Annotated in this window: 17 protein-coding genes and 2 pseudogenes; 7 read left to right on the top strand and 12 right to left on the bottom strand. The window is 51.3% G+C overall.

The genetic code is table 11. The annotated features are described in order from the left end of the window. Nucleotides 1–40 precede the first annotated feature (40 nt). From ACL2XM_RS06870 to ACL2XM_RS06850, 5 genes are all read right to left on the bottom strand, one after another. A complete protein-coding gene (locus ACL2XM_RS06870) occupies nucleotides 41–856 on the bottom strand; it encodes a hypothetical protein (RefSeq protein ID WP_413732600.1) in 816 nt (271 codons plus the stop codon). Further along, complete coding sequence (locus ACL2XM_RS06865) at nucleotides 853–1,233, bottom strand: carboxymuconolactone decarboxylase family protein (protein WP_413730235.1); 381 nt, start codon at nucleotides 1,231–1,233, stop codon at nucleotides 853–855. The genes ACL2XM_RS06870 and ACL2XM_RS06865 overlap by 4 nt, the downstream gene beginning before the upstream one ends. An 832-nt stretch (nucleotides 1,234–2,065) precedes the next feature. Beyond that, nucleotides 2,066–3,394: a group II intron reverse transcriptase/maturase gene (gene ltrA, locus ACL2XM_RS06860; RefSeq protein WP_413730234.1), complete on the bottom strand. Its 1,329-nt coding sequence runs from the start codon at nucleotides 3,392–3,394 to the stop codon at nucleotides 2,066–2,068. 640 nt (nucleotides 3,395–4,034) lie between these two features. Then, on the bottom strand, nucleotides 4,035–4,667 hold the full coding sequence (locus ACL2XM_RS06855; RefSeq protein ID WP_413730233.1) for a hypothetical protein: 633 nt from the start codon (nucleotides 4,665–4,667) through the stop codon (nucleotides 4,035–4,037). A gap of 23 nt (nucleotides 4,668–4,690) precedes the next feature. Beyond that, nucleotides 4,691–4,903 carry a hypothetical protein gene (locus ACL2XM_RS06850; RefSeq protein ID WP_413730232.1) on the bottom strand — a complete coding sequence of 71 codons (213 nt, stop codon included), beginning with the start codon at nucleotides 4,901–4,903 and terminating at the stop codon, nucleotides 4,691–4,693. 336 nt (nucleotides 4,904–5,239) lie between these two features. Between ACL2XM_RS06850 and ACL2XM_RS06845 the strand changes: the two genes are divergently transcribed. Both ACL2XM_RS06845 and ACL2XM_RS06840 read left to right on the top strand, forming a co-directional pair. Continuing rightward, nucleotides 5,240–5,521: a helix-turn-helix transcriptional regulator gene (locus tag ACL2XM_RS06845; protein ID WP_413730231.1), complete on the top strand. Its 282-nt coding sequence runs from the start codon at nucleotides 5,240–5,242 to the stop codon at nucleotides 5,519–5,521. A 356-nt stretch (nucleotides 5,522–5,877) separates the two neighbouring features. Continuing rightward, a pseudogene (locus ACL2XM_RS06840) lies at nucleotides 5,878–6,027 on the top strand (aldo/keto reductase); the annotation flags it as partial. A 188-nt stretch (nucleotides 6,028–6,215) separates the two neighbouring features. Here ACL2XM_RS06840 and ACL2XM_RS06835 read toward each other — a convergent pair. Next, entirely contained in the window at nucleotides 6,216–7,070 is an 855-nt protein-coding gene (locus tag ACL2XM_RS06835) for a DMT family transporter (protein WP_413730230.1), read from the bottom strand. On the opposite strand from ACL2XM_RS06835, the gene ACL2XM_RS06830 reads away from it, so the two are divergent. The 4 genes and pseudogenes from ACL2XM_RS06830 to ACL2XM_RS06815 all read left to right on the top strand — a co-directional run. Then, nucleotides 7,055–7,537: a transposase gene (locus ACL2XM_RS06830; RefSeq protein WP_203524861.1), complete on the top strand. Its 483-nt coding sequence runs from the start codon at nucleotides 7,055–7,057 to the stop codon at nucleotides 7,535–7,537. The genes ACL2XM_RS06835 and ACL2XM_RS06830 overlap by 16 nt on opposite strands. A gap of 17 nt (nucleotides 7,538–7,554) precedes the next feature. After that, entirely contained in the window at nucleotides 7,555–8,007 is a 453-nt protein-coding gene (locus ACL2XM_RS06825; RefSeq protein ID WP_413730229.1) for a helix-turn-helix domain-containing protein, read from the top strand. 641 nt (nucleotides 8,008–8,648) lie between these two features. Then, entirely contained in the window at nucleotides 8,649–10,157 is a 1,509-nt protein-coding gene (ltrA, locus tag ACL2XM_RS06820) for a group II intron reverse transcriptase/maturase (protein WP_413733199.1), read from the top strand. 68 nt (nucleotides 10,158–10,225) lie between these two features. After that, nucleotides 10,226–10,855: pseudogene (locus ACL2XM_RS06815) on the top strand (transposase); the annotation flags it as partial. Nucleotides 10,856–11,058: 203 nt separating this feature from the next. On the opposite strand, the gene ACL2XM_RS06810 reads toward ACL2XM_RS06815, so the two are convergent. Further along, nucleotides 11,059–11,568 (bottom strand): MarR family winged helix-turn-helix transcriptional regulator, encoded by a 510-nt coding sequence (locus tag ACL2XM_RS06810; protein WP_413730228.1) that lies wholly within the window; start codon nucleotides 11,566–11,568, stop codon nucleotides 11,059–11,061. A 438-nt stretch (nucleotides 11,569–12,006) separates the two neighbouring features. On the opposite strand from ACL2XM_RS06810, the gene ACL2XM_RS06805 reads away from it, so the two are divergent. Beyond that, on the top strand, nucleotides 12,007–13,005 hold the full coding sequence (locus tag ACL2XM_RS06805) for an aldo/keto reductase (protein ID WP_413730227.1): 999 nt from the start codon (nucleotides 12,007–12,009) through the stop codon (nucleotides 13,003–13,005). An 86-nt stretch (nucleotides 13,006–13,091) separates the two neighbouring features. Here ACL2XM_RS06805 and ACL2XM_RS06800 read toward each other — a convergent pair whose 3' ends face one another. From ACL2XM_RS06800 to ACL2XM_RS06780, 5 genes are read right to left on the bottom strand one after another with little or no spacing between them, the layout of a single operon-like run. Next, nucleotides 13,092–14,270, bottom strand: a complete 1,179-nt coding sequence (locus ACL2XM_RS06800; RefSeq protein ID WP_413730226.1) for an acetyl-CoA C-acetyltransferase — start codon at nucleotides 14,268–14,270, stop codon at nucleotides 13,092–13,094. 15 nt (nucleotides 14,271–14,285) lie between these two features. After that, a complete protein-coding gene (locus tag ACL2XM_RS06795) occupies nucleotides 14,286–14,678 on the bottom strand; it encodes a carboxymuconolactone decarboxylase family protein (protein ID WP_413730225.1) in 393 nt (130 codons plus the stop codon). Continuing rightward, nucleotides 14,675–15,889 (bottom strand): MFS transporter, encoded by a 1,215-nt coding sequence (locus ACL2XM_RS06790; protein WP_413730224.1) that lies wholly within the window; start codon nucleotides 15,887–15,889, stop codon nucleotides 14,675–14,677. Before ACL2XM_RS06790 ends, ACL2XM_RS06795 begins: the two co-directional genes overlap by 4 nt. Before the next feature lie 8 nt (nucleotides 15,890–15,897). Then, nucleotides 15,898–16,572, bottom strand: coding sequence for an HAD-IB family hydrolase (locus tag ACL2XM_RS06785; RefSeq protein WP_413730223.1), 675 nt, complete (start codon nucleotides 16,570–16,572; stop codon nucleotides 15,898–15,900). Then, nucleotides 16,569–16,799: a tautomerase family protein gene (locus tag ACL2XM_RS06780; RefSeq protein ID WP_413730222.1), complete on the bottom strand. Its 231-nt coding sequence runs from the start codon at nucleotides 16,797–16,799 to the stop codon at nucleotides 16,569–16,571. Before ACL2XM_RS06780 ends, ACL2XM_RS06785 begins: the two co-directional genes overlap by 4 nt. Nucleotides 16,800–16,802: the final 3 nt, after the last annotated feature.

The following is a 16,802-nucleotide window of genomic DNA, read 5'->3' as shown; positions in this document are numbered from 1 at the left end:
ATTAAGAATTCCCTCGGGCTGTAATATTAGGACGGCAGCGTTAACGGATTCGAAACGCGGCGTTTGCCCCCCACGTAGCCACGAGTAGACTTCCATCAGGTGCACGTGCCAACCCTACCGGGCTGATCAGTCCATCAGCGATCACCGTGCGAGTACCTTCTCGGTCGACGCGGCTGACAGTCGTCCCGCCATAGTCAACAACATAGGCTGCATCTGTACCTGCTGGGACGATGCCGGGGCCTGGGCTGGTGAATTCGGTATTGATTGTTTTTGCCTTCATCCCATTGGATACGAGGGATATTCCGCCCGCAATATTACTGACCAGTAAATCACCATTGGGCAGTTCTACAGCACCTACCGGTGTTTGCAAACCTTCGGCTACGATCTCTATTCTTCCGTCTGGATGGGCAGCAAGAATTTGGTTGGTCTTCCGATTCGCGATCAGCAAGCGACCTCGCATATCAAAAGAGAGACCCGCCGGCGTTGCCAGCCCCTGTACGAAAACAGTCTTATCGCCGTTGGGTGTGAAACGCCACACCAGGTCTTCGTTGTAGGAGGCGACGTACACATCTCCCGTGGATGAAACAGCCAATCCAGACGGGCCACTGAGGCCACTGGCAAAGACCACACGTTCGCCATTAGGCGTGAAGCGCAACACAGTGCCGGCCGACCAATTCGCCACATAAAGGTTGCCGCGCATGTCGTAGGCCATACCGACCGGTGAACTGAGTCCCTCATGGACTGCGGTCCGATCCAACGTCCAATTGACTACTGATTGCGCTTGGGCCGAGGCAGGCAGGTTCAGCGAGACTGCCATAATAAACGCCAACCACACTGAGTAGAATATGTGCCTCATATTGTTACCTCCTGTGAGAAAATTTCTTTGGCGGCGAACAGTCCGTTAAGTGCTGCGGGAAAGCCGGCATAAACCGCCATCTGCATGATGATCTCAACGATTTCTTGTTGAGAGCAGCCGACAATGCGAGCGCCGTGGATATGTACCTTGAGTTGCGGCAAAGCGTTTCCCGTGGCGGTTAGCGCGGCTACCACAGCGAGTTCTCGGCTCTTGAGGTCGAGTCCCGGCCTCGAATAGATATCGCCGAACGGAAACTCAATGAGCAGGCGGGCAAAATCTGGTGCAATGTCCTTCAGGCTCTCAATAACGTTCTCTCCTGCCTGACCATCAACTTCCTTAAGCTTCGCCAGGCCTCGTTCATAGCGTTCGTTATTCATATTCACTCCTGAAGGGTTTTGATACTTGCACTGTATGTTTCGCCTTCGTATTAATCCAATATCATTTTTGTGATACCTTTTGGGTATGAATGAATTCATTGATCTACGACTGGTGCGAGCAGACCGATAAGCAGGGCCACCACCATTACTAGCCCGCGACAATGGGCCGTTGAGCTGTATGAGAAATCTTCTATTGAAAGAAAGGTGCTGATGTCGACTAAAAATTGCACTCAACAGCAATCTTCATTGGCGTCGCCAATCTGCAATTTCCCGAAAAAAAATACATCAGTGGGGTTACTGACTGGGCGTGATAATAAGTCTTCGGGGGGAACTGTCTGCGGGTGTAGCGCAAAATCCACAACATCGCAATATCGCCCGAATGGCGGCCGGCGTGCCCTCGACGTCCAGTAATAACGGACTCTGTTGGCGCCCCTGTTCATCAAACACGCTTGCCAAAGCCTGGGGGTCCACTAATATTCCCCTTCCCTTGGGAAAAAATGTTCTGTGCCCTTCGCGACTTCGCTGCGACGAGGTAAACGCATTCTGCCAACCGTCCAATTGCAAAAGCGTCAATGCGCAGTGCAAACGATACATGTCACTGTGTTGCGACAGTTGGTCTGCGCCTAACTCCCAGTAATACAACAAACAGTGTTTCAACCGAGTCGAGGCCGGGTTTATTTGGCCAAGTCTGAGCAACGACAGCAACACCGGCGCAATATCGCGTGAGAAGCGTTTTTGCTGCTGGGCCTGCTGAAGCCAGCATCGAGTAGGAGGCGGGATTGCTCCCGCCGTCCTCTCACACCACCGTACGTACGGTTCCGTATACGGCGGTTCAGGCTATACGGTTTAGCCGGTTTATCGTATCCAGTATCGAGACCAGTCCAAGCCGGTCCCACCATTTCTTCGGCAACGCCTGATTCATATGCGACGCTCCCGAGTTCCACCAGGGACCTCGTCCATTGCTCGTCGATTTCCAGGCGCGTTCTGCATTCAGCCCCAAGCGCGTCAAGTTCCGTGCCCTTGTCGAGGGATTCTTCCATTGGCGCCATAGGGCACATCGCAGTTTATGCCGCACCCAGCCATCAAGCTTTTCGAGAGGCCTTTTGCTCTGACTTAACTTAAAGTAACCGGCCCAGCCGCGCAGTATCGGGTTTATTCGCTCGATGACATTTGCCATCTTGCGTCCCCGCGCACCCCGCAACATCTCCCCCAGCCTGTCGCGCAGTCGGCCTTGGCTTGCCATGCTTACTCTCAGTCTCGGTTGCTGTCGATGCCTGCTTATCCCATAGCCGAGGTAGTCACATTTCCAGGCTTCGGCTACACGGCTCTTTTCCCCGTTCAGCGTCAGTTTTAACCGCTGGTTCAGGAAGCGCTCCACGCTTACCATTACCCGTTCGCCAGCCCGTTGACTGCGCACATAGATGTTCGCATCATCGGCATAACGCACGAAGCGATGACCCCGCTTTGTCAGTTCGATATCGAGTTCGTTGAGCAGGATATTCGACAACAACGGCGAGAGCGGGCCCCCTTGCGGCGTCCCTTCCTGCCGTCGGCTCAGTATCCCACCCGCCATCACCCCGGACTCAAGATAGCGACTGATAAGCGTAAGCACGCGTTTGTCTTCAACCCGGCGCTGTACGCGGGCCATCAGGATATCGTGGTTAACGCGATCAAAGAACTTTTCCAGATCGAGTTCCACGCACCAGTGATGCCCGGCAGCTACGTGGGCGCGGGCCGTTTCGACTGCCTGATGGGCGCTTTTCCCCGGACGGAAGCCATAGCTGTAGTCCGAGAACAGCGGGTCGAAGATTGGCGTGAGCTGTTGTAGCAAGGCTTGTTGAATCAGGCGATCCACCACACTGGGGATACCTAAATGGCGGGTTCCACCTTTGGGCTTGGGGATCTCAACCGCGCGTACCGCTTGCGGATGATATTCCCCTGTCAACAACCGGGCCTTTAAGATCGGCCAATACTGTTTCACGTAGCCGGCCAATTCAGCCACCGTCATGCCATCGGCACCCGGTGCGCCTTTATTGCCGACTACGCGTTGATACGCACGCTTGAGATTCGCCGGTGCGAGCACCCGCTCCATCAGCGTGTCCGGCTCCGCGTTCGTCCACGTCGCAGACGTCGCCGATGCTTGCACACTGTCGGCCATCATCCTCGGATACCGTCCGGGACTCGGGGAAACAGTTTTCTCGGGGAGAATATTCGGTGTTTCAGCATTCGACGAGACTCCAACGCCTACTGGCGGTATAACCTGTTCAGCCCTTGGTGACGGGGTTAATCGTCACTTACTACGGCCTCGGCTGACTTCTGCACGCTCATCCCGTCGCCTCTCGACGCGCGGTAGCACTATGGCAAACGTGCAGATCTCCCAGGGTAATTCGCGCGACCTTCCTGCTTATGCCTGTCGGATATACGTCACAGCGTTCCGTGCAAGTACTGGGCTTTAACGATTTTCGCCGTCTTACCCCGCTGCGCCGCCTGATCCGCTTCCTGTACGTCAGGCCGGCATTTTGCTTTCAGCTTCCTTCAGATCCGCGATCGCCCGCGACACCCTTGCCTTCAGCTAACACTTCCCCTTGCCGGGTGTGTAGAGGACTTTCACCTCCAAGTCGCCCCTTGGCCACCACGGCCAGGGGACAGCACCCGTCAGGGCGCTACGCGCCATGCCTGGCGCACGAATAATAAACGGCTGCTCTCCCGCATCCGCAACGATACGACCGTCCTGCCACGCCAGCTCTATCGCGACGAGTCCACACCAAGCGAAATGGGCAATTTGTGGGTACATAAATACCTCAGATCTTACGGGATATAGTGGATGAACGCGCAGGTCTGGACTTTGGGACGGATGAACGAGACAAGATAAGCGTATCCGTGCTGGCCGCTGGACGAGCCAGCTGGCCGAACGTCTCGTTGCGTACTGGGAAACTCGGCGATTGATAGCGGGCTATCAGACGGCGCCGTAAGGCTTTACGGTACTGTGCCTGGTGATGAATATCCCTGGCCAGTCGATACAACTCACCATAGCCAATGTCCTTATGCTCCACGACAAACACTTTAACCGCGCTCTGCAATGCGTCGCTGGTCTGACTCAGGGCAATCAGATCTGAGCCGGTGATGGGTAGGGCAGGAATATTATCGGGCAGATGATACAGCCCGCTACGCCTTACGAGAGGCGAGCCAGCGAGCGTAAACGCGGTCCAAACGAGCCCCCCGAAAAGAGCACCCAGCACTATCAGTTGCCCTAGACCAGGCCAGAATCGGTACAGTACCATACCCGCCATCAGCGTACTTCCGGCCCAAATCAGTAGGGCCAGCCATAGTCGGGGCATATGGACGACTATCTTGGGGATACGCTGCGCATTCTCGCGCTTGATGAGGTTTAACACCATGTTTCGGATAAGCGTGACATCATTCTGGGATGACATGAGTGTTGCCTTCCTGTGATTATTCAGAGAGAAAAAACGACACTGTAAAGCTTCTGCCAATATTTTAAGCGGCACCGAAAATACATCCGCATGGCGGGTGGCTGCGCCAACTCAAGCTCACTGATTTTAAGTGCTGATGCCCCATCACGCTTGAGGCGCATAGCATGAAAAGCCGCCATATCGGCTAAGATGCGCTGCTGCCCCATTGAGGTAAGCGGGATAAAATTTTCCATCATACATGCCCCCCTGGCTGCTGTATAACGCGATCAGTAAACCGATTCAGGTGTTTCCCCAGGGGCACTGGATGCCGGTGTTTTTTTGGCTGATGAAAAATTACGCGCTCTGGCCCGGCTTGTAAAACCCTTTAATCACGGACTTCAACGGAAGGCGTACACGACAACGCCCGGACATCATGGCCGGAGCCAATGAAAAGGGTCACGAACCCAGTGTAACCCAAGAACGTGACCGGTTCCCTGGTGTTGTCGTGTAGCGATGTAAAGGTTTTACTTTACACATAAAATGTAAAGGAATGCTAGACAGGCGTCAAGGATAATTGATTGTCTGGGCGACCGATGATAGGAAAAAGACTCAAAGAAGCGCGAAGATTATGTGACATGACGCAAGAGAAGCTGGGGGTAATGATTGGCATTGAGGAAGCTACCGCCCGACAACGCATTTCACAATATGAATTGGGGACTCATACGCCAAAATATTCGCTCGCCTGCCTGATGGCGGAAATCTTGCACGTACCGGAATGCTACTTTTACATCAAAAGTGATGATTTTGCTGATAAAGTATTAGCGCTTTATCAGGCAGAGAACTCTCACTGTGCTACCGACACCAAAGAAAAGTAGGTAAAAAGTCTATTTGATAGCAACAACCACGTTGGCTGATTTTCCGACAACGTTCGGGGACGTATATGCCTATAGTATTATGTCAGGCTGAAACGAGGATATCCGCTGGTCGGTTGCGTTCGTCCTAATGCTGCAACGAATGGATACCCCAAGGATATCTGCTGGACAGACCACACGCCAATCCTAAAGGGCACCATTCTGTCTTGCGTACTACTGCCACACCATCTCTCAGTACCCGCCTCACGCCGCTGGAGCGCAACGGCCGGCAGGTATAGAATCGTCTGAACATGAAGACAGGACCGGAGACGGAGGGTCCGCCCCCGGATCGATAATCAGGTGATAACAGGAGTATTTTTATGAGGATCCGTACTCTTGGCCGTAACGGCCCCACCGTGTCCGCCCTGGGCCTCGGCTGCATGGGCATGAGTGCGTTCTACGGCGACCACAGCGACGAGACCGGCTCGATCGCCGTCATCCGCCACGCGCTTGACCGCGGCGTTACCCTGCAAGGTTGAAATCGCTTGACCCAATGAAAAAGGATCTCTTTCTTTTTTTCTTTATCGGGTTCATTGAAAAGAAGTTCATTGGTTTTGTCTATATCTTTACCGAAAGAGTCAAGATGGCTCCTCGGAATTTTACCGAGTAATTGTTGAATTTCCATACCTTTCTCCTTACTGGAATTTTCAGAGTTACATTAATGTTCACCTGTCTTACTTGATAACATACTTATCATAAGCAACGCACAGATAGTAATAATACTTCCCACTATCTGAATGCTTTCCATCTTTTCTCTTAGAAACAGGTATGCGCCGAAGATCCCAAAAATAGGGACCAAGTTTAGAAACATTCCTGCTAATCCTGCACTGATATTTTTTAATGAAATTAAATAAAATGTGAATGCGAGAGCATATTGAAGGATACCGGATGCTATCGCCAGTAACACAATGCCTATCGATGGAATAGAGAATGTATAATCGGTAACGATATACTCGATAATAAAAGCTAATGTTGTTGCAAGAAGTGCAGTGACTTGTTGAAAAGCAACAATGATAATGGCATCTGCAACCGCTATCGAGCGCGATGTCATCATAACATATACGGCAGCGGCAAGCATACCGGAAATAATAAGAAGATTCCCTATCATACCATTATGTATCAATTCTGACAGACTACTTCCTATTGAAAAGTAGAGGCCAATCAGAATGAAAGACGATAACATAATGAACAATTTACTTAATTTTTCTTTAAAAAACAACGCGGCAATGATCACTATAAATATTGATTCTAACGACTGTAATAGTGCCGCATCCGTTGCTCTGGCGAACGTGAGGCCAATCAACACCAGGATATAGGTCAAAAATGGCTCAAAAAGACCGAGAAAACTCACCTTTTTTAATGATCGTATATCTGGAATTTTTATTTTCTTTATAAGAACAATACACCATATAAAAACAACGCTGGCTGTAAGTCCCCCCCTGTCAGGATAGATGGCATCCCCTACTGAAAATCTAATTGGGGGTAGTGGAGCCTGACATGAAACGTTATTCACCTGAACGTAAAGCTGCTGTTTTGGACAAATTATTACCTCCTCACAACATGACTGTTAGCGCACTTGCACAGCAAGAAGGAATATCGGAAGCTACCCTTTACAACTGGCGTATTCAGGCCAAATTGGAGGGAAAGCCCGTGCCCGGAGCGAATAAAACTACCGAACAATGGTCGACCGAAGCCCGTTTTGCCGTGATCGTGGAAACTGCCACACTCAGTCAAGCCGAGTTAGGCGAATATTGCCGTCGTAAAGGGCTTTATCCAGAACAAATAGCCCAGTGGAAACAAGACTTCCTTCAAACGCCACAACCCGATACCCGGCAGTCGCAAAAACAGGCCCAAAAAGAAATCAAAGGGCTGAAGCGAGAACTGGCCCGAAAGGAAAAAGCCCTGGCGGAGGCGGCCGCGTTGCTGGTGTTGCGAAAAAAGCTCAATGGTTATTACGGGATAGCAGACGAGGACGACTGACGCCAGCGAACGAGCGAGTGCAATTTATCCGGTGGATAGGCGAGGCGACGAGCGCCGGTGCGCGCTTGCTCCCCGCCTGCCGAGAAGTGGGCATCAGCCTGCGCACCTGGCGGCGCTGGAACGGGCAGGCCGAAGACCGCCGGCCTTCGGCGGTGCGCCCACGACCGGCCAATAAGCTGACACTCGCCGAAGAACATCAAATACTGGCCGTGTGTCACGAGCCGGAGTATGCCAGTTTGCCGCCGGCGCAAATCGTGCCACGTCTGGCGGACACAGGGGTCTATCTAGCCAGCGAATCGACGTTTTACCGGATCCTGCGGCGCCACGGTCAGGTGCATCATCGAGGGCGTAGCCGGGCACCGCTGAAGGTCAATAAACCGACCAGCTATCAGGCGCTTGCGCCCCGCCACGTGTGGACATGGGACATCACCTGGCGTGCGCCCGGAGCTCAGGGCTGGCAAGGAAGCTAAATATGAGCCACGAACTGATCTGAAATCCGCCGCTTGTCGACAGGAGTCTGACAAGCGGCGGCAGTGTCTGGTTGTGCAGACACATGAGCCCGAGCGGCAGTGTCTCATTGTATGCTGGTGAGGTGATGAAGCCCGCTGACAACGGGGGGTGAGGCGAACTCGTTAAGCCAAGATGCTCCTCCAGGCTGAGTAGTGGACGGATGAAGAACATGAACCGATTAATCCGCGTCTATGGGTTGAAATGTCACCACCCCCTACACGGGTTAACAGGGGGTACAACGTTAGACGTTCTTTACATGTAGGATGGAGCGTGTCGATTGGCCACTTTACAGCCACGAATATGGCCATGGACTGACGCAATACCACAATTCTGTGTCAGAGCGTTATCGCCTCACAGAATGATGAGGGTAAAGACTGCGATCGGCATCCACCCCACTATGTTTGAGTTCAGGTCAGTAAACCGGGGAAGGTCTGTTTGGCTGTTAAGGGAGCATGACCCCGATGACAAACAGGCTGGCGGAGCTCCCGTAGTAGTCCGCGATGGGGAAAGCCCATTACATGGCGAAGGGGAGCAGTTTATATATGTTTGTAGAACAAACTACCTGACTGAAGTGAGGTGAAGACCTTTGATAATCAGCGAAATGCAATGCAAACTGGCAACGTGGGCGGATACCGAGCCGGATCGTAAAATGGATCGGTTATTGCGCCTGATTGCACACCCGATATGGCTGGCAGAAGCAGCACGGAAAACGCTGGCATCCCGAGGTAGTTACACGCCTGGGATAGACGGCATAACCAAACTGCATCTGGAAAACCGGTTGTTGGAAACTCTGGCTCAGCTCCGTCAGGAACTACTGTCGGGTGACTATCAACCGGCCCCCGCCCGGCGTGTGTACATTCCAAAAGCGAACGGGAAACTGCGCCCACTGGAGATACCTACATTACGGGATCGTATTATCCAGCGGGCCATGTTGATGGCAATGGAGCCCATCTGGGAAAGTGATTTCCACCGTCTTTCCTATGGATTTCGTCCGGAACGCAGTGTGCATCACGCTATCCGCACAGTGAAACTTCAACTGACAGATAAACGTGACACCAGTGGACGGTGGGTCATCGAAGGTGACCTTTCCAGTTACTTCGACACAGTACATCACCGGCTGTTGATGAAGGCGGTACGGCGACGGATCTGCGATCAGCGGTTCTTGTCGTTGCTCTGGAAAATCATCAAAGCCGGCCATGTTGATGCCGGACTGTTTCGTGCGGCCAGCGAGGGGGTTCCGCAAGGCGGGGTTATCTCGCCCCTACTGGCGAACATTATGCTGCATGAATTCGATCAGTATCTTGAGCGCCATTATCTTGGTACAAAGCCGCGTCAAGACCGATGGTATAACAACCATAGCATCAAGGTCGGTCGTCGGTCGGCGATCCAAGGGAAGTGGCAATGGCAACCCGCTGTAGCTTACTGCCGTTATGCTGATGATTTTATCATTATCGTAAAGGGTACCAAAGCGCATGCTGAAGCCATTCGGAACGAATGTCGCGATGTGCTTGAAGGAAAGTTGAAGCTGGCGCTGAACATGGAAAAGACCCGGGTCACCCATGTAAACGACGGCTTCACGTTTCTCGGTCATCGGCTTATTCGGAAACGAAGTCGCGACGGCATAATGCGGGTAGTCAGCACGATCCCACGAGAAAAGGCAAGAAACTTCGCCGCATCGCTGACTCAGTTATTGTCGGGAAACTTCGACGCCAACAAGATCGATATGGTCGACACACTGAACAAGAAGCTTCAAGGCTGGGCGAATTTCTACCAATTTGTCGACTTCAAAGCCAAAGTGTTCAGCCATATCGACGGTGTGGTGTTCTGGAAACTGACACACTGGCTGTCGCGGAAATACCGGACAGCAATCAAGCCGCTGATGCGACGCTGGTTTAAGCTCCCGCTCAACGGGTCAGCAAAGACCTGGGTTCTGTTTGGTACCAATCGCCAAAGCAGTCGATGCCGGGTGGAACTGATACGTTTAGTTGGGCGAGGTAAACGGCAATTCCGCTGGCGACTTCCTGAAAGCAATCCTTACCTCAGGAAGGAAGAACGCAATACGTTTACCTCACGCTATCGCGACGTTGCCATGGCCATGAGCCGTGTATAAATGGAGAGCCGGATGCGCTGAAAGGTGCATGTCCGGTTCGGAGAGGAGAGGCAAGGAAATAGTTCGACTACGCCTTGTCTCTTACTCTACTCGCGTCACGAGTCCGTGGCCGGTATTTTTATCTGTATCTGATAGAAGATATCTTTAGCCGGAAAATCGTCGGTTACGAGGTTCACGAAGAAGAAAATGGTGACCAGGCCGCCGCCCTGCTGCAGCGTACCGTGCTGCGTGAACAGTGCTACCGGCAACCTTTGGTGCTGCACGCCGATAATGGGGCGCCGATGAAATCCCAAACGCTGAAAGCAAAGCTGGAAGAACTGCAGATCACCGGTTCGCACAGCCGGCCGCGGGTCAGCAACGACAATCCGTATGTAGAGTCGCTGTTCAGAACGCTGAAATATGTTCCAGCGTGGCCGTCATCGGGCTTCCTGGACCTAAATGAGGCAAGACAGTGGGTTGAGTGTTTTAGCCGATGGTACAACGAAGAGCACCGGCATAGCGCTATCGGTTATGTGACGCCGGAACAACGCCATCAGGGGCATGACATTGCCCTGTTGGCAAACCGAAAAGCCTTGTATGAATCAGCCCAAAGGGCCAACCCGGAACGATGGTCAAAACACTGTCGCCAATGGCAACGTGTCGAAGTGGTGATGTTGAATCCGGATAAGCCGGAAACAGCGCTGGAAAATGCAGCATAAAAAATGACTAAGGGTGCCAACATCCTTGACAGCCGCCGAAGTTGTATTAATAAGAGCATTATCGGCGGAAAGCTTTGCAAAGCCCCCTTAGACATGACTAAGGCCATACCCCAGCAAAAAGCTGCCAGAATAGCAAACGCAGCGCCCTTAATATGAACGTTTGGTATCATAGTCCACCTGGTGTGGTTTAAATAAAATAATAACTATTTTGACGGTTCTGCTGGACAACACTCCTGCGGACAAGCATTCAAATCGCAAAGCCGACACACAGAATCTGACGTCTGGCGGTCGGTCACGGTATTTTCTAATATTTTTGAAATAAGCACCAAAAAAATGTCTTTTTCTTCCCCTTTTAACGGAGAAATAAGCTGCTCCAACACGCTATATCGCTCTTTGAGGATTTTTTGCATTTCTTCCATGCCTTTACTGGTTAAATGCAACGTAGCTGAACGACTATCTGTGACCGCGCGCTCTTTATAAACCAAACTCTGCTCTTCCAGTTTCTGAACCAGGCGCGTGGCAGCTGACTGCCCCAACGACAATGCGGACTGCAAATTGCTTAGCTGATTAGAGAAAAGGCCAATTTGAACCAGCGCAGAAGGATAAGAGGCATTCATTCCCAAGGCTTCGCTCGTTGCGGCAGAGATACGATCGGAAACTGAGAGGCAAAAAGCCCCCATGATGTTAAGTAGGCGTAGTTCGGACTGATTCATCAGCACACCCCATTGGGTTATGAATACTTAGCTTGTTATACATGTATCACTCATGCATTTACTTGGCAAGTATTATCCACTAACTATGTAGGTGTTCTTATCCAATGCTGTTCTGCGGGATCTTCCACGTCGCCATCACCATCTAAACTGATCGCATAGCGCCCCTGAGCAAACAGCATCAGGCGCCGAACCCATTCAGCCCGGTTGGCTGCATGTCGATTTCTTTCACCGTGTCCAGCCATTCTCCTTGTTGCCGGTTGTAGCCCCCTGCTCTGCTCCGGCCGCCTCTCTTTCAGCTTGGCCACTGCACGATCAAGATGCTGGGAAAAGCAAAGCTAAGGTTTGCGTGGTAATACTTTTATTATATTAATTTCTTTGAAATTCTCCTGCAGCATGTCTTGATTCATACTTGCTTTTCAATCACGAGGAGAAATGACGATGCGAATGAGAATACTAGGTAAAGATTTTACCGTTTCGGCTATGGGTTATGGCGCCATGGGCTTGAGCGAATTCTACGGAGAGGCCAAGGATACTGATTCTCTTGAGGTATTAAAAACGGTCATCGAAAGTGGCGTTAATTTACTCGACACCGCTGATATCTATGGGCGAGGACACAATGAACGCCTGATCGGTCACTTTCTTGGCACGCTGAAAGGTCGTCAGCGTGAACAGATTAACATCGCCACCAAGTGTGGTATTTACCGACCGGTTGAAGCGGCGTATGCACGCAGCATTAACAACGAACCGGACTATATACGCCGCTGCTGCCATGATTCATTACAACGGTTAGGCATCGAGCGTATTGACCTCTATTATCTGCACCGCATTAACCCGCAGGCGTCGATTGAAGAAAGTATGTCCTGCTTGAGCGAGTTGGTGAAGGAAGGCAAAATTGCGCATGTTGGGTTGTGCGAAGTCTCCGCCACAACGCTTGAAAAAGCCCATCGGGTTCATCCGGTCACGGCGTTACAAACTGAATATTCCTTGTGGACTCGTGATATCGAACAGAATATTTTGCCTACGGCCATCCGCCTAGGTATCGGTGTGGTCCCTTATTCGCCCTTGGGACGCGGTTTTCTGACGGGGAAATATTTAAACAACGCCGATTTTTCCGATGACGATTTCCGCAAAAACAATCCCCGTTTCAGTGATGAAAATTTACACTCTAATGCCAAGATCCTTAATGCCATCGAGCCGTTGGCTACGAAATATCAATGTACGCTCGGCCAGCTATCACTTGCCTGGCTGCTGGCGCAATATGACCAGATAGTTCCTATCCCTGGCACGAAAAATAGCCGTTATGCACGGGAAAATGCCGCAGCAGCAGACATTGAGTTAAGTGAAGACGATGTGGTTTTTATCACCAAACTGAAAGACCAGATCGAGATAAAAGGCGAACGTTATAGTCAGGAAGGCATGAAAGGTGTCAATGCGTAACGTTATTATCCAGGCAACCGAAGAGTGAAAACGCAAAAAGGCTGAAAACTTTACTCAGCCGTTTTGTGATTTACGTCAGCACGTCATTAACCGCGCTCTACCGCCAAGGCGACACCTTCTCCGCCCCCTATGCACAACGCGGCCATGCCTTTATGCAAGTTGTTACGCCGCATGTGGTGAATCAGTGTCACCAGTATTCGACAACCCGAGGCGCCGATCGCGTGGCCCAAGGCAATGGCACCCCCATTGGGGTTTACGCGATCCAGGGAAATGTGCAGTTCTGACAAAACCGCCAGCGCTTGTGCGGCAAACGCCTCGTTAGACTCCAATACGTCAAGTTCAGCTATTTCCCACATCTGCTCTTTCAAACAGCGACGAATGGCTTCGATCGGTGCGGCACCCATTATTTCAGGCTCAATACCGGAATTCGTAAAGTGCCCCACGGTCACCAGGGGCGTTAAGCCCAGACTGCCGGCTTTTTCCCGGCTGCATAACATGACCGCAGCCGCACCGTCATTCAGTGATGAGGCGTTGCCGGCAGTGACCGTTCCTGCTGCCTGGAACACCGGTTTCAACAACGACAATTTATCGTAGCTGGTTTCGCGCGGCCCTTCATCCTGGTCGAAACGGATGGTTTCGCCTTTTCTGTTGGCGAATTCGAAAGCTACGATCTCATCGAGAAAATGCCCATCCCGCTGCGCTTTTAACGCCCTCTGATGGGAAACCGCCGAGTATTCATCCTGCCGTAAACGTGAAATACCGAATTGTCTGGCGACATTTTCCGCCGTGACCCCTATATGAAAATCATGAAAAGCATCCCACAGACCATCCTGAATAAGGGTATCTTTCAGATCGGCATGCCCGAGGCGCAATCCTTTACGCGCCGCGTTAAGGATATGCGGCGCCAGCGACATATTTTCCTGGCCCCCGGCAATCACACATTCCGCGTCACCGCACTGGATCGCCTGCATCGCTAGATGAACGGCTTTCAGGCCTGAGCCGCAAACCTTGTTGATGGTCAGCGCATGAATTTTCACCGGTAAGCCGGCCTTTAAGGCGGTTTGGCGCGCGGGGTTCTGGCCACATCCCGCGGTCAGGACTTGCCCCATGATAACCTGATCTATCTCATGGGCGGCGACGCCGGTTTCTTTTAACAGAGCCTGGACCACGGCACTACCCAATGTGACGGCGGCTTGCTCGGCCAGAGCACCCTGAAAATTGCCAGTGGCCGTCCGTTTTGCTGCGACTATCACGACGTCTCTCATGTTGCGTTTCCTTTATCACCCGTTTTTCTGTGTAGTCTGAGCAATAGCCAGACGATAAGCGGTCAGTCCGTTCATGCAGGCGGGAACGCCTGCATAGATCGCCATTTGGATGACAATTTCGAGCAATTCTTTCGGTGTCACGCCGACGTTCATCGCTCCGCGCATATGCAGCTCCAGTTGCGGCTGTGCAGTGCCCAACGTGATTAATGAAGCCACGGTGATCATTTCCCGGGTTTTAAGGTCCAATCCGTCACGCCCGACGACGGCGCCAAAAGCGTAATCGGTGATCAATTGCGGTAAGTCGGCGTCAAGCTCGGCTAAACGGTTGCTGACTTTATCTGCCAAACCCGACTCAATTTGGTTCATTATCGAGCGACCGTATTCGGTTAAATCTTTGCCTGATTTCATGCTGTGCCCCCAGTCAATACCGCCGCTTGCTCGGTTCTCACCGGAATAATGGCGACCAATAACAATGACAAGACAATCGCCACGCCGGCAATGCTCATCAATACCGGAATACTCAGGCTGGCAACCAGCCATGCACCCGCCAGAGCGCCACAGCCTATCGCGGCGTTAAAAAAGGAAACGTAAATCGCTGAGGCGGGAAAGGCATTGTCACCGGCCAGCCTTAATACCCATGTCTGGAAACCCACGAAAATGCCGGACACCGCCAGGCCCCAGACAACGATCAGCGCCAGAATTTGACCGATAGCTAATGTCTGCCCCCATTGCCCAAGGGTTATCAGAACAGCGGCAATCAGCAGGATGGACAGCGAAACCATGGGTTTCAGCCATTTATCGATCAGCATTCCGGTGAGGAAATTACCGGCTAAACCGGCGATACCAAACACGAATAACATCACCGGGATCATGCGGGAGGACAGGGAATGGACGCTTTGCAGCCAAGGTTCAATAAAAGTGAAGGCGGCGAAATGCGCAGTGATGGCGAGCAGGGTAGCGGCGTAGATTTTCCACAGTGGACCCGAGCGCATAACGCGACCTAAAGCGGCCAGGCCCAGCGTGCTACTGCTTTTGACTTTGGGCACGATAAACGCGATGCCCAGAAACGTTATCACGCTGAGCAGCGACATCATCCAGAAGGCCGGCCGCCACCCGAGGTTCAGGCCTATATAGTTTGACAGGGGCACGCCAAAAACGCTGGCGGCTGAAACACCCCCAAACACGATGGACGTCGCCACGCCAATAAAACGTGCGGGGACTAATGAAACCGCCGTGGCGCCGATCATTGCCCAAAATGCCCCATGAGCCAATGCACCGATAACGCGGGCTGCCAATAGCCATTGATAATTGTTTACCGAAGCGCATAAGCTATTGGAAACTAGAATGATTAACGTCAGTACCAACAGCAGCATTTTTTTAGGCAAGTTCCCCAACAAAAGCGACGAGAGCAGCGCGCTGATCGCTCCGACCCAGGCATACAAGGTCACGGTCAGCCCAATCATCGATTCTGACTGGTGCAACCCCTGGGCCATAGGTGTTAACAGGCCAATCGGCGCAAGTTCAGTGGTGACAATGGTGAACGTGGACAGTGCCAAAATAATCAACGATAGCCATGTTTGCAGAGTGAGCGGCTGATTATCATTTAATGTATTTTTCATACTATTCCTTAATGTGAGGGAATATTCTCTTTGAGAATTTTCCATTGATTCTTTTCAGCATATTCAGCAAGATTTGAATATTCCCCGACACAGACAGGATGACCGATGGTTTCTAGCATAGGAATATCTGAAAGATCGTCACCATAGGCATAACTCGTCATGAGGTTAATGTTTTTTCCATGACTGAATGCTAACAACGCTCGCTGTTTTCCCATGCCTATAGTTTGTGGCTCACCAATTTCCCCGGTCAACAGGCCTTTATCATTCAACAGTAATGGAGTGCAAAGGATAGCGTCAGCGCCCAGGCGTCGACCTAACGGTTTAAGTAAAGGCAACATTGACCCTGAAATAAAAACAACAACCTGTCCATTAATTTTATGTTGTTGAAGTGCTTCCACGGCACAAGCAATATAGGTCTCATTATGGGATAAATATTTATTGAACCATGCTTCACCCATATGATAGAGATCTTCAATATCAACGCCAGCGAATTCACGATAATACATTTTGTTAAGTTCTTCTCTGGTCACACCCTGTGCAACCGCATTTTTAAAATTGGCAGTAAATTGTTGATGTTTTGATGTCCATTGTCGGCTCTCACTCCAATATTGATAAAAATGAAACATGCTTTTCATTTTTATCAATGTTTCATCGACATCGAAGAAGGCGGCCGTTAATTTCACTTTTCCTCCCCGTAGTCTTTTCTACGACTTTGGAGGGGGAAAGTGGGGTCGTTGCCTAATACGCCGGCATCGGACCAACGGGAAGGAGGCAATTCAACAATCACCACTGAAATTTTATCCAGCGGCGCACCGCAATGTATATGAACGGAGCGAGTGATTTCATCGACTAAATTTTTTACTTTAGCCTCGTCATTCATTTTCCAGGTGGTTATTTGGACAAATGGCATTGT

This window comes from Sodalis sp. RH20 (assembly GCF_047324205.1).
GTDB lineage: Bacteria > Pseudomonadota > Gammaproteobacteria > Enterobacterales > Enterobacteriaceae > Acerihabitans.
The sequence above is the reverse complement of the archived record's forward strand: the minus strand, read 5'-3'. Positions and strand labels throughout refer to the sequence as shown.